Source organism: Pseudomonas sp. Con_6 (assembly GCF_059379395.1).
In genome coordinates, this window is record NZ_CM182011.1 from 3344004 (window position 1) to 3357342 (window position 13339).

The following is a 13339-nucleotide window of genomic DNA, read 5'->3' on the forward strand; positions in this document are numbered from 1 at the left end:
CCAAACGGACGATGTGCCCTTGCCGGCGCTGTTCCAACCTGCGCTGGCAAGTCCGAACAACAACAAGAAAGGAGAGGAGCATGTCATTGCATCATCGGATCGCCCGGCACACCCCGCTGGCCCTGGCCGTCACCCTGGCCAGCGGTGCGGCCAGCGCCGGACCGAGCTTCGAGCTGGGCGAGGACACCACCCTGGACACCTCGCTGACGGTCAACTACACCGCCTCGATGCGTACCGCCAAGCCGGCCCACCAGTACCTGAACGACCTCAACAATGACGACGGCACGCGCAATTTCAAGCGCGGTGCGCTGATCAACAACCGCGTCAGCCTGTTCGGTGAGCTGATGCTCAAGCACGACAACCTCGGCGCGGTGTTGCGCGGCAGCCACTTCTACGACGACGTCTACCACCAGCGCAACGACAACGACTCGCCGGAAACGGTGAACAAGATCGGTCGTGCCGACGGTTTCAGCGACGACACCCGGCGTCTCAGCGGCAGCAAGGCAAGGCTGCTGGACGCCTATGTCTACGGCAACTTCGATATAGGCGAGACCCAGTACCTGTCGGTGAAGGCCGGCCGCCACCTGGTGGCCTGGGGCGAGAGCCTGTTCTGGGCCAACATCAGCCAGGGCCAGGCGCCGGTGGACGCGACCAAGTTCAACGTGCCCGGCACCGAGGCCAAGGACTCCTACCTGCCGGTGGGGCAGGTCTCGGCGTCCTGGTCGCTGAACGAGGACCTGGCCCTGGTCGGCTACTACCAGTACGAATGGGAGAAGACCCAGCTCAACCCGGTGGGCGACTACTTCGGCAGCGATACCTTCGGCCCCGGTGCCGAGTTTTACCGCCTGGCCCCGGGGGTGATCGCCAATCTGCCAGACCAGAGCTTCACTGCGGTCAACTACGCTGGCGAGCTCAAGCCAAGGGACAGCGGCCAGTGGGGCCTCGGCGTGCGCTACCGGATCACCGAGAACACCGAGGTCGGCCTGTTCCACTACCGCTACCACGAGCGCATCGGCTCGTTGTTCTTCGACTTCAGCGGTACCACCCAGTACTCGTCGCTACCGCGTCTGGCACGGCACAGCACAGTGGATGCCGCGCCGCAGTACCGCCTCGGTTACTTCGAGGACGTCAAGCTTAACGGCATCAGCTTCAGTTCGAAGGTTGGCGATTCCGTGCAGTACGCCGGCGACCTCAGCCTGCGCGACGGCGCTTCGGTATACCTGGACAACGGCGCACCGACCCGCGGCAAGATCTGGCAGGGCAACCTCAACGCCTCGTACATCCTCGGTCCGAGCTTCCTCGCCCAGCAGACCACCTTCATGGGCGAAGTGGTGCATCAGCGTATCCAGGATGTCGACAAGCTGGTGGTGACGGGCGGCGGCCCGGGCGTGGATGGGGTCTACGACAACTTCGAGTCGAAGACCCAGACCCGCGGCTCGACCCTGCTGGGTATCGGCGCCTACATGGACTACCCGTCCATCGCCAACGGCCTGGACCTGACCACCAAGGTGGTCTGGACCCAGAACGTCGACGGCAGCGCCTACCAGGGCCTGGGCCGGGACGAGAAGCGCCTGACCGTCGGCGGCGACTTCAAGTACCTGGGCAACTTCCAGGTCGGCCTGACCTACGTCGCCTACCTCAGTTCGCCGGATGTCGCCCAGGGGCGGCTGATGGCCGACCGTGACTACCTGTCGTTCAACGCCAAATACACCTTCTGAGGCAGACCGGCCACGTCCTGGCGACGTGGCCGGATTCCTTGCCCAACCGTCGAGGCCTGTCATGCAATCCACCCCATCGCCGTTCAGCCCGGTCCGCATCGGCCCGCTGACCCTGAGAAACCGTTTCATCAAGGCCGCTACCAACGAGGGCATGAGCGCCGGCGGCGTGCCGTCGAAGCAACTGGCGCTACTGCACGGCAACCTCGCCGATGGCGGCGTGGCCCTGACCACCGTGGCCTATTGCGCGGTGAGCAAGGATGGCCGCACCTTGCCCAACCAACTGATCCTGGAACCGGCCAGCCTGCCGCACTTCAAGGCGCTGACCGATGCCGTGCACGCCAAGGGTGGCTTGGCCAGCGCGCAGATCACCCATGGTGGCTGCTTCACCTTCATCCGCGAGCGCTCGACCAAACGACCACTATCCGCCAGTGGCGGCTTCAACAAGATCGGCATGATGAGCGGCATGTTCTTCAAGCAGGCCATGACCGAAGCGGACATGCAGCAGGTGGTCCGCGATTTCGCCCAGGGCGCGCGGCTGGCCCGCGAGGCCGGTTTCGATGCGGTGGAGATCCATATGGGCCACGGCTATTTGCTTAGCCAGTTCATTTCGCCGCTGTACAACAAGCGTCGCGACCAGTACGGCGGCAGCCTGGAAAATCGCCTGCGCTTCCCGCGCCGGGTGCTGCGCGCGGTGCTCGATGCGGTGGGCCAGGAGATGGCGGTGATCTGCAAATACAGCATCACCGAGGGTGCCCGCGCCGGAAACACCTCCGACGATGGCGCCAGGGTCGCGCGGATGCTGGAAGAAGAAGGTGCGCACCTGCTGGTACTGAGCGCGGGGATGAACGCCGAGTCCATCACCACCATGTTCGGTTCGTCGTTCCCCAAGGAAAATCGGGTGCAGCAGAAGAACCCGGTGATCGCCCTGGCCATGGCCATCCAGCGCATGACTGATCCGGTGGTGGAATTTCGCGAACTGTATCTGCTGGAGCACGCACGCAAGGTGCGGGCGGCGGTGAAGATGCCACTGGCGTACCTGGGCGGGGCGCAGAGCCTGGGCAGTATCGAGCAGGTGATGAGCGAAGGCTTCGAGCTGGTGGCCATGGGGCGGGCGTTGATTGCCGAGCCGGGGTATGTGAACAAACTGGCCAATGGCGAGGGGCGCAGCAACAAATGCACGGCGTGCAACCGTTGCGTGGCGATGATGTATACGCCAGGTGGGACCTCGTGTGTGCTGGGGGCGCCGGGGGATGCACAACTGAACCGGATGCCGGCAGCGGGGTAGGCGCCCCCACAGGATTTGCGGCGAGCCGGAATTCTGCGGCTGGCAGTGATCCTTGTGGGAGCGGGCGTTGCCCGCGATAGCGTACAGCTTGTACAACACCTTCGCCGGTGCCGGCCTCGTTGCTGGCAAGCCAGCTCCCACAAGGGTTGATGTTCAACCATGGTTTCGTTTATGAGCCACTGGCCTCGATGCGGATCCTGTCTCCCCGACACTCACTGCGATCACCGGCCCGGCTGGACAGGAACGCCTGGCCAATCACTCCCTTGATCGAGCGCTCGCCCTTGAAGTCCTTCGGCAACGCTACCCGGACTTCCTTCAGGTAGTCGCCGCTGCAAACCAGCAGCACATTGTTCTGCACGTCCTTGTTGCCGAAATCCGCGGCCAACCGGGCATAGAACTGTGCCTTCGACACCTCGCCACCGGCGTTGTCGCGGATGTAGGCACCGGCAGGGGAGTCATTGAACGACTTCACCAGGTCAACGGCAAAGCGGAAGTAGGTGTCATCGTCCATGGCCGTCTGGCAGACCCCGTGTTTCTTCCATTCGTGATTGCCGAATTGGGTGCTGTAGTTGAAGTTGGGCATCCACGGCTTGATGTAGTCGACGGTGGCGGCACTCAGGTCCAGCGCAGGGCCTTGGCACTTGCCGTAGTCGATCCCGCACGCCTTGCGGTTCGGCCACAGGCCGTGGAGGGTGAAGTGGTTCACTTTCAGTTCGCCCTCGCGCATCGCCTGGCATTCCGGCTTGGCCGGGCCGCCGCGGTCGTGTTCACAGAACCCGGGCTGCCAGGTCACGGCGAGGACGTGGCTGTCGTATTGGTCGGGCATGCGGCAGACCTGGTTGCCCGCCGCCGAGACCACCAGCCCGTCGACCTTGCCGCAGTCGGCGGCGATCCAGCGCAGGTCCTTCTTGCCGCGCCCGACATCGACCCGGATCCACTGGTATGGCTCGCGGTTGACCTCGGCGATGGCGAAAGCCTGCCCGGGTTGGACCGAGAGCTCGCCGGGGTTGCTCCTGTTCTTGAATGATTGAAAGGCTTCGCACTGCTGCGAAACCGTGAAGGTACCGGCGCTCGCGTCGACGGCGAGGGCGCTGTCGACGTGCGACAGGGTGAAGACGCTGAGTGCACAGATAATGGCCAGGCGATCCATGGCGGTGTCCCTTGTAGGCGGGTTTCGATGCGGCGGGAGATTACCCTAGTCGCCGCTGGATGGCGCCTGGAAAGCCTGCCGCAAGCGGGTTTTCACCCGCTTGCGGAGCAACACGACTCAGCCGAACCGGAGGAATTCCAGGCAACTGCGGTTGAACAATTCCCGATGCTCCACCTGGACCCAGTGCCCGCACCGGTTGAGCACGATGAACCGTGCCTGTTTCGCCCCGTCGATGATGCGCTGCGCACCGCTCACCGGGTTGAAATTGTCGTTGCTACCCCAGAAACCGAGGATCGGACACTGGATCTCGCCGAGACGGCTCTCCATGTTCGGCACCATCATGGTACTGAACAGGTTCTTCGGCTGGGTCACCGCCACCGCCACCCGCTCCTGCAGCAGGTCTTCCGGAAGGATCGACGGGTCGAACAGCTGCAGGCTCATCATGCTGCGCATCTGCGCCATGCCGATGGGCCCGGCGTTGAACAGGCTGACCATGCGCAGGATGCCAGGCATCTGGAAGTAGGTTTCCCGCTCTTCCACGCCCCCCGGCGCCAGCAGGATCAGTTTTTCCGCCAGCGGCGGTTGGCGCAGCGCCAGACCGAGGGCAATGGCGCCCCCCAGGGAATTGCCGAGCAAGGTACAGCGCGAGACGCCAATACCTTCGAGGAACGCACCAACGCAGTCGACGAAGAAATCCAGGTTGTACTGCACGTCCTCGGGCTTGTCCGAGCGACCGAAACCGGGCAGGTCGAGAAGGATGTTGCGGTAGCCCGCAGCGACGAACTCCGGGTAGTTGCCCTTGAAGTTGCTGAACCCGCTGGCCCCCGGACCGCTGCCGTGCAGCCAGAGCACTACGGGGCCTGTCCCTTCGTCCAGGTAATGCAGGCGCAGGCCGCTGGGCAGGGTCTGGTAATGGCCGACAGGCAAGGGCAGGTCTAGGGATTGATTCACGGGGATTCTCCAGGTCCGGGGATGGGCGCGCAGACCGGCCGGGCGAGGTGGATGAGCGAAGGGGTAAGCCTCGCCCGGGCCGATATGCGCCTGGTCATCCTCACCCCTGTGCTTGCAGATGGCATCGTCCGTTCAGACCACTAGTCCCGTTGGACGATGCCCGTCGCCCCTGTGCGTCCAATGATGCCGGGGACGGTCCGTGGTCCACGGGTCGCACATCCAGGGAGAACACTATGAAATTGCACAACAAGGTGGCCTTCGTCACCGGTGCCGGGCAGGGCATGGGCCAGGCCATCGTGCGTCGCTTCGTCGCCGAAGGGGCACGAGTGGTCGCGGTGGACCTCAACCGCGAGACTCTCATCGCAAGCCTGGCCGACCTCGGCGATCAGGTACTGGCGCTGGCCTGCAACGTTGCCGACAGCGCCTCGGTGGCCGACGCCATGGGTCAGGTCGAGGCTCGCTTCGGTGGTCTCGATATCGTGGTCAACAATGCCGGTGTGGGTGCCCTCGACAGCTTCCTCGATACCCCGGACGACAGTTGGGCGCGCGTGATCAACGTCAACCTCGGCGGCACCTTCCTCTGCGCCCGCGAAGGTGCGCGGCTGATGCTCAAGGGTGAACGAAAAGGCGCGATCATCAACCTGTCCAGCACCGCCGCCCTGACCGGCGAGGGCCCCAGCCACTACTGCGCGTCCAAGGCCGCGGTGATGGGCCTGACCCGCTCCATCGCCCGTGAGCTGGCAGCCAGCGGCATCCGCGTCAACACCCTGGTGCCAGGGCCGACCAACACCCCGATGATGGCCGGTATCCCTGACGAACACATGCAGGCCCTGCTGAAGAACGTGCCCTTGGGGCGCATGTGTGAAACCGACGAGATCGCCCGGGTCGCGGTGTTCCTCGCTAGCGAGGACGCCAGCTTCATGACCGGGCAGAACATCGCCGTCAACGGTGGCATGGCCTTTATCTGAGGAGTTCACATGAGCAAGCGTCTGCAAGGAAAGATTGCCTTCGTCACCGGTGCCGGCTCCGGCATCGGCGAAGCCACCGCCCTGCGTTTCGCCGAGGAGGGCGCCGTGGTGGTGCTCTGCGGCCGCCGACCCGAACCACTGCAGGCTGTGCAGGAGACCATCCGTGCCCGAGGTGGTCAGGCGGAAATCGCCGTGGCGGATGTCAGCGACGAGGTGGGCTATGTCGCGGCCCTGGAGGACACGGCCAAGCGCCATGGCCGTCTCGATATCCTGGTCAACAATGCCATGGCCTACACCTGGGGCGGCATCGATGGCATGAGTACCGCTGACTGGCATGCCAACTTCAGCACTACCGTGGACGGCACCTTCTGGGGCACCCGTACCGCCATGCGCCTGATGCAGGGCAACGGTGGTGGCGCCATCGTCAATATCGCCTCGATCTGCGGCCTGTTCGGCACGGCCTGGATGGCCGGCTACTCGGCGGCCAAGGCGGCGGTGATCAACTTCAGCCGGGCGGCCGCCAGCGAGGGCGCTCCCCACGGCATCCGCTGCAACGTGGTGATTCCGGGGGTGGTCGATACCCCGGCCACCGCCGGCATGCTCAGTGACGGCAAGGCGCGCGCCAATACCGAGAAGGTCATCCCGATGAAGCGGGTCGGCCTGCCGGTGGAGCTGGCCAACGCCATCCTGTTCCTGGCCAGCGACGAAGCTTCCTATGTCACCGGAGCCAGTCTCAGCGTGGATGGCGGGCGCAGTTCCGACCTGTACACGGTGCTGGACTGATGAACATGGACGACACATCGCTGCTGCAACGCATCGACCGTCTGGAATCCCTCGACGCCATCCGCCAGCTCGCCGGCAAGTACGCCCTGGCCCTGGACATGCGCGACATGGACGCCATGGCCAACTGCTTCGCGGCCGACGTTCGCGTCGGCCGCGAGCTGAGCGGCCGCGCGCACCTCAAGGCGTGGCTCGACGAAACCATGCGCAAGCAGTTCCACGGCACCTCGCACCACCTGGGTCAGCACATCATCGAGTTCAGCGACCCGGACCATGCCACCGGCGTGGTCTATTCGAAGAACGAGCACGAGACCGGCCCCGAGTGGGTGATCATGCAGATGCTCTACTGGGACGATTACGAGCGCATCGATGGTCGTTGGTACTTCCGCCGGCGCCTGCCGTGCTACTGGTACGCCACGGACCTCAACAAGCCACCGATCGGCGGCCTGAAGATGCGCTGGCCGGGACGCGAGCCCTATGCCGGGACCTTCCATGAGCTGTTCCCGTCCTGGGATGCGTTCTGGGCCCAGCGGCCGGGCAAGGACGAACTGCCGCAGATCGCCGAGCCTGCTCCCCTTGAGGGCTTCCTCAGGACGATGCGGCGCGGTGCCGGGGATCCGAAGATCCGCGTGCGTTGAGCGAGCCAGGCCCTCGACCGGCCTGGTTGCTGGCGTACCTGGTATTTCTGTCAGTTGTGACCCAGCGGTACGGATGCTCGAATGGCATTCCATGCGGCTGGGCAAATCGACGGAGGCACCAGGCAATGATTTCCCACGCAACCCGCGACATCGACCTGAAACTGTCGCAGTACGACCTCTACCCACCGCTGTTGGCCAGTGCGCCGGCCGCGGTGGTCATCAGCACGTCCCAGCCACCTGGAGAACACCTCGACTTCGACTTCACCGTCGATGGCGAGGTGGTCGAGGTGGCGGGCATCCGGTTGCAGGCGGGAAGCAGCGGCGGGGTACTGCTGCTCGACCGCGCCTTCATCGCCCAGTACGGCGGTGTCTGGCCGGTCGTGGTACAGATCTCGGCCTATCGCGATGGCCTCAAGCTAGACAGTGCGACCCTGATGTTGCATGACACTCGCGTGCTGCAGGTCCACCGCAGCGAGGTCAGCCTGATGCCAAACCCGGCCAGCATCCCGGTGGAGGAAGACCTGCTGGTTCAGGTCAGACCGTTGTTCTTCGACATCGACGGCGTGCAATTACCCGGCGCAGAGATGTTCTGGGAGGTGCTGTTGCCGGGTTCCGCGCAGGGCGTGACGGTCGAAGGCGGGAACCTGCGGATTACTAGCCTGGCACAGGTGGGAGAGGTGGCGGTGTCGGTGAGGGAGCGATCGGGTGTTGAAAGCCGTGTCGACCTGACCCTGGAGCCCCCGCAGGATATTGGTCTAGGGTTGTGGCCGAGCAATCTTTATCCGCCGCTGAATAGCAGTTTTGCCGGGGTGATCGAGGTCCGCGCCGAGCAATCGCTGGAGGGCGTGAGCTTTTCTGCCACGCTGAACGGCCAGGGTGGCTCGCATCCCGGGTTCTCCGTGCTTTCGATCGGTGGTGGCTGGTTGCTTTATATCGAGCAGCACTTCATTGGCAGTTACCAAGGCAGTTGGCCGATCGAAGTCAAGGTGCGTGCCACGCGCAACCAACAGCTCGTAGGTATTGCCAGCGGCTGGCTGCACGACACGCGCCAGATGGTCTGCACCCGCGTCGACCTGGAATTCACTCCCGCAGACACGGTACAGATCCCGTCGAGCGGCGAGCTTCTGGTGATCGCCGCGCCACGGTTCTATGACGAGAACGATATCAGGTTGCCGCACAACGAACTGCAATGGGGCGCAAAGATACTCGATCCGATGCCGGGGGTGATCACGGTCAAGCACTTGTTGTACATCGGTCCGGACGCCAGGCCGGGGGCCTATCGCATCGCCATTCTCGGTCCCGAGGGGTTGAACCGGGCAAAGGTATTGACGCTGGTCTGACCAGATATCCACCTGGTATTTCTGTCAGTTGTGGAGGGCGCGCGAGGGGTGTTCGAATTGAACCGCGCCCGCCTGATACGTGGGGCGTACCCTTCCAGCGTCTCCCCGAGGCCAGCTGAATGAATACGATCAATACCCCCCTGTATTTCAATGAACGTGTCCTGGGCAATGACCTGACGGGCGAACTGAGCGGAACCGTGCTGTTCGCCCAGGCGTCGGTGCTGCCTTCCCGAGCTTCGCCGATTCCGGGGGATGTACAACCGCGTCTGGTGGGGCGGCGAGATGCCCTGGTCTTGTTCAAGCCCACAAGCGGCAGTCGCCCGTTGAGAATCCAGTTGAAGATAGGAAGCGATCAGACGGCGTGGGTTACGGTGGGCATGAACCCACCGGAGAAGCTACCACCCGTGACCGAGCGAGACAGCGACAGCGAGTACGCGAGGATTGCCTATGGCGAGCAATTCTGGAGCGCGGTGGTGTCTGGCGAGCTCATCCGGCCGGGCAACGACCTGGTCTTCGAGGCCGACGGGCGTTTCGGTACCTACAAGGACTTGAACGTTGGCGCACCGAGCGAACTGCTGTTGCACACCATCGACATCGGCATGCTGACGCCGTATCGCAGCGTGTTCACCGATACCTTCACACCCGAGTTGCAGCGCGAGTATTTCCAGACGCTGCCCTGCAGCCGCCTGATCGTCAACCAGTACGAGCCGATTCATTTCCAGTTCATCGAATTTGCCAACGGCACGGCCTACCACGACCATTCTGCGGGCGAGGGCGGCTATCAGAGTGGCGACATGCGCGAGCGAATCGGCAAGCAGCTGGTGTCGCTGGGGATCAACAATGCCAACCTGGGCATCCATGCCTCGCCCGGCAGTGGCGAGGGCGGCCTGAACAAGCATTTTGTCGTCGCTCAGCTAGCCGCCCACACGTCCGTTGGCAATTACATCAATGGCCGTGTGATCCATGGCGGCTCCGGCGGCGGCAGCATGGTTACGCTGCAGAACATCGCCGGTAACGAATTCAGTCATGAGTTGGGCCACAACTACGGGTTTTCGCACGATCCAGGCGGTTTCGCCGGCTCGGTGCATCGTGCTGCCGATGCGCTTAATTCTGCATGGGGCTGGGACAGCGACAAGAATGTCTTCATTCCCAATTTCCTGAAGAACAGGACCGACCAGGATCAGTGCCATGGTGGGCAGTGCCAGCCTCCCTTTCATGGCCACAGGTACGGGCGTGACTCGATGAGCGGCGGTGCTCCGATGTATCCCGCGACCAACCGGTATACCCAGTACACCCCCTACGTCCAGACGCACACGCAGCGGTTCCTGGAAAACCAGGCCGTGTTCAGCGACAGTTCGCCCACCGGTTTACTGAAGTGGGACGAAAGCGCCAGGGCCATGCAACCTTGGAGCGAGTCGCACCTTGCCGGCGCGGATGAATGGGATCTTGCCTCCATGACCGCATTGTTCTCCCGCTACCGGCGCGTGGAAGTCGACCTGCACGACGGGGCCTGGGCACAGAACATCCATTTGCCCAACGGCTCTGTGGTGGGGCGAGGCAAGGAAGTGCAGATCATCCACCGTGCTACCAAAAGCAGCACCCTGCACCTCAATGGCCGACAGATCGAACTGAAGCGGGGAGACGTGCTGCGCTATGAGTCCACCGGAATCCTCAACCTCTGGGTCCAAGTCGAGGTCTTCTCCAGCAATGTGACACGCAAGCCCGACCAGCAGGGCGTGGCAGTCGCCACCGTGCTGGGTTTCTATGACCCGGAGGTCGAGCGCGGGGGCATCGTTTACCCGGCGCTCCATGCGGCCTACGGGATGACCTATGCCGGTGAACCGAGTGAGATTGCCCTTCAGGCCAGGTGCTATGCCATGGTGACGGGACAGAGCGGTGAGCGACTGTTTTTCGTGCTGGCGTCAACGCGGATGAACAGGGCTGAGCTCAATCGCTTCCATATCAACATCCCGCAAGCCTTCAAGCCGATGTTCATCCATATCTTCTGCGATGGCGTCCAGAACGCTTCACGGAGTATCGATCCCCCGAACGGGACCGCCCGTGTGACCATCACGGGCGGATCCTGACCGCGCTCAGCGCGACACGTTCACCCGCGGCTCCCTGGGCATGCCCAGGGCCCGCTCGGCGATCAGGTTGCGCTGGATCTCGTTGCTGCCGCCATAGATCGTGTCCGCGCGGGTGAACAAAAACAGCGACTGCAGCCTGTTCAGTTCATAAGGGGCGGCGTCAAGGATCTCTGCCTGCGGGCCGAGCACATCCATCGCCAGCTTGCCCAGCTCGGCATGCCAGGTGGACCAGGCCAGTTTGTAGATCATCGCCTCCCGGGCCAGTTGTCCGTCCTGCGGGCCGGAGAGCATGCGCAGCGAGTTGTAACGCAGCACCTTGAGGCCGGCCCAGGCACGGGCGATGCGCTGGCGCAGCAGCAGGTCGCGGCTGGCGCCGTTGTCCCGGGCGATGCGGATCACTTCGTCGAGTTCGTTCTGGAACTGCATCTGCTGGCCCAGGGTCGAAACGCCGCGTTCGAAGCCGAGCAGGGCCAGGGCGATCTTCCAGCCATCCCCTGGTGCGCCGACCAGGTTGGCCATCGAGGTGCGTGCCTGGTCGAAGAACACTTCGTTGAACTCGCAGGTGCCGGTCAGTTGCCGGATCGGCTGGACGCGAATCCCGTCCTGATGCATCGGCACCAGCAGGAACGACAGGCCATGATGGCCGCTGCTGCCGGGCTCGGTGCGGGCGAGGACGAAGCACCAGTCGGCTTCGTGGGCCAGCGAGGTCCAGACCTTCTGTCCGCTGATCAGCCAGTATTCGCCGCTGTCGTCCAGCCGGGCACGGGTCTGCACGTTGGCCAGGTCGGAGCCGGCGCCAGGTTCGGAATAGCCTTGGCACCAGAATTCCGTGCCGGCGAGGATCCCCGGCAGCAGGCGACGCTGCTGGTCCAGGTTGCCGAACGCGGCGAGGGTCGGGCCGACCAGGCCTTCGCCGATATGGCCCATGCGTCCTGGACCACCGGCACGGGCGTACTCTTCGTGGAAAATCACCTGTTGGCTGATGCTCAGGCCGCGTCCGCCGTGCTCAAGGCTCCAGCCGATCCCGGTCCACCCGCCGCTGGCCAGCTCGCGCTCCCAGGCCTTGCGCTCTTCAGGAAAACTATGTTCGTCGCCTGGCCCGCCGCGAAAGCGCAGGGCTTCAAAGGGACCGCACAGGTGCTGGGTCATCCAGCGGTTGATTTGCGCGCGGAAGGCTTCGTCCGCGCTGCTGAATCCGATTTTCATGGCTTTCCTCCCAGCAGGTGTGCGGCCAGGCGTTCAGCATGCCAGGCTGGTGTGCCCAGCCACTGTTCGCTGGCCCGGGCACGTTTGAAATACAGGTGCGGGTCGTACTCCCAGGTGAAGCCGACGCCACCATGCAACTGGATGGACTCGGCGCTGCAGTGGAAGAACGTCTCGCTGGCATGGATCTGCGCAGTGGCTGCGGCCATCGGCAATTCCATCGCCAGGTTGCGGTCGCCGTCGGCGGCCAGCCGTTGGGCGGCCACGCAGGCGCCGTACCAGGTGGCCGAACGGGCGCACTCCAGCTGCAGCATCATGTCGGCGCAGCGATGCTTGATCGCCTGGAAGCTGGCAATGCTGCGTTTGAACTGCTTGCGTTCACTGATATAGGCGAGGGTCAGGTCCAGGCTTTGCTGGGCGCCGCCCGTCTGCTCGGCGGCCAGGGCGATGGCGGCGACGTCCAGCACATCGCGCAGCAGCGGCCAGCCCTGACCGGCGGGATGGAGCAACTGCGCGTCGGCGGCCTGTACGTCCTGCAGTTCGATCCGGGCCAGGCGGCGGGTCTGGTCGAGGGTGGGCAAGGCCTGACGAATGATGCCGGGCGTGGCGGCGGGCAGGGCGAACAGGTTGATGCCATCCTCGCCGTGGCTACCGGGCGCCCGCGCGGCAACGATCAGCAGGTCGGCCTCGGTGCCGTCGGTGACGTAGGCATAGCTGCCCGACAGGCGATAGCCGCCAGCGTCGGGGTGGGCGAGCACCTGTACGTTGTCTGCGCCCATCCCGCCTTGGCAGGAAAAAGCCAGGGTAGCGCGGGTTTCGCCAGCGGCGATCGCCCCTAGCCACTCGGCTTGCAACGGCGGGTTATCGGCCAGTAGCAGCGCCGGAGTCGCCAGGCAACTGGTGGCGAACAGCGGCGAGCTGAGGAGGAAGCGGCCACACTGCTCCAGCAACAGGGCCAGTTCGACAAAGCCCAGCCCCATGCCACCGTGGGTTTCGGGCACCAGCAAGGCCGGCCAGCACAGCTCCTGGGCAATGCGTCGCCAGAGATCAGGGTCGTAGCCATCGACCCGCGTCATGCTTTCTCGCACCGCCGGCGAGTCGCTGGCCTGGGTGAGAAAACGCTCAGCGCTGTCGCGGATCATCAATTGCTCTTCGCTAAGGGCGAACTCCATCGGATCGGTCTCTGTGTCTCGGTTGATGGGGCAGTGTCAGGCGCAAC

Annotated in this window: 11 protein-coding genes; 7 read left to right on the forward strand and 4 right to left on the reverse strand. The window is 64.1% G+C overall.

Annotated elements, in window-relative coordinates; all coding sequences use genetic code 11:
- The first annotated feature begins 80 nt into the window (after positions 1–80).
- Together AC5QPF_RS14930 and AC5QPF_RS14935 are read left to right on the forward strand one after the other, a co-directional pair.
- Complete coding sequence (locus AC5QPF_RS14930) at positions 81–1718, forward strand: DUF1302 family protein (RefSeq protein ID WP_494963955.1); 1638 nt, start codon at positions 81–83, stop codon at positions 1716–1718.
- A 61-nt stretch (positions 1719–1779) separates the two neighbouring features.
- Positions 1780–3003, forward strand: coding sequence for an oxidoreductase (locus AC5QPF_RS14935; RefSeq protein WP_494963956.1), 1224 nt, complete (start codon positions 1780–1782; stop codon positions 3001–3003).
- Positions 3004–3172: 169 nt separating this feature from the next.
- Here the strand turns inward: AC5QPF_RS14935 and AC5QPF_RS14940 are convergent, their stop codons facing one another.
- Both AC5QPF_RS14940 and AC5QPF_RS14945 read right to left on the reverse strand, forming a co-directional pair.
- The gene (locus AC5QPF_RS14940) at positions 3173–4153 is read right to left on the reverse strand and encodes a ribonuclease T2 family protein (RefSeq protein WP_494963957.1); all 981 of its coding nucleotides are present in this window, start codon (positions 4151–4153) and stop codon (positions 3173–3175) included.
- A 117-nt stretch (positions 4154–4270) separates the two neighbouring features.
- Positions 4271–5104, reverse strand: coding sequence for an alpha/beta fold hydrolase (locus AC5QPF_RS14945; protein ID WP_494963958.1), 834 nt, complete (start codon positions 5102–5104; stop codon positions 4271–4273).
- Positions 5105–5337: 233 nt separating this feature from the next.
- Here AC5QPF_RS14945 and AC5QPF_RS14950 point away from each other — a divergent pair, with 233 nt between their 5' ends.
- The 5 genes from AC5QPF_RS14950 (at position 5338) to AC5QPF_RS14970 (ending at position 10917) form a co-directional block, all read left to right on the forward strand.
- Positions 5338–6072 (forward strand): SDR family oxidoreductase, encoded by a 735-nt coding sequence (locus AC5QPF_RS14950; protein ID WP_494963959.1) that lies wholly within the window; start codon positions 5338–5340, stop codon positions 6070–6072.
- A gap of 9 nt (positions 6073–6081) precedes the next feature.
- Positions 6082–6855: a glucose 1-dehydrogenase gene (locus AC5QPF_RS14955; protein WP_494963960.1), complete on the forward strand. Its 774-nt coding sequence runs from the start codon at positions 6082–6084 to the stop codon at positions 6853–6855.
- The gene (locus tag AC5QPF_RS14960) at positions 6855–7490 is read left to right on the forward strand and encodes a nuclear transport factor 2 family protein (protein WP_494963961.1); all 636 of its coding nucleotides are present in this window, start codon (positions 6855–6857) and stop codon (positions 7488–7490) included. The genes AC5QPF_RS14955 and AC5QPF_RS14960 overlap by 1 nt, the downstream gene beginning before the upstream one ends.
- A 125-nt stretch (positions 7491–7615) precedes the next feature.
- A complete protein-coding gene (locus tag AC5QPF_RS14965) occupies positions 7616–8830 on the forward strand; it encodes a hypothetical protein (protein WP_494963962.1) in 1215 nt (404 codons plus the stop codon).
- A gap of 119 nt (positions 8831–8949) precedes the next feature.
- A complete protein-coding gene (locus tag AC5QPF_RS14970) occupies positions 8950–10917 on the forward strand; it encodes a M66 family metalloprotease (protein WP_494963963.1) in 1968 nt (655 codons plus the stop codon).
- A gap of 6 nt (positions 10918–10923) precedes the next feature.
- Here the strand turns inward: AC5QPF_RS14970 and AC5QPF_RS14975 are convergent, their stop codons facing one another.
- Positions 10924–12123 carry an acyl-CoA dehydrogenase family protein gene (locus tag AC5QPF_RS14975; protein ID WP_494963964.1) on the reverse strand — a complete coding sequence of 400 codons (1200 nt, stop codon included), beginning with the start codon at positions 12121–12123 and terminating at the stop codon, positions 10924–10926.
- Positions 12120–13292 (reverse strand): acyl-CoA dehydrogenase family protein, encoded by a 1173-nt coding sequence (locus tag AC5QPF_RS14980; RefSeq protein ID WP_494963965.1) that lies wholly within the window; start codon positions 13290–13292, stop codon positions 12120–12122. The genes AC5QPF_RS14975 and AC5QPF_RS14980 overlap by 4 nt, the downstream gene beginning before the upstream one ends.
- Between the last annotated feature and the right edge of the window lie 47 nt (positions 13293–13339).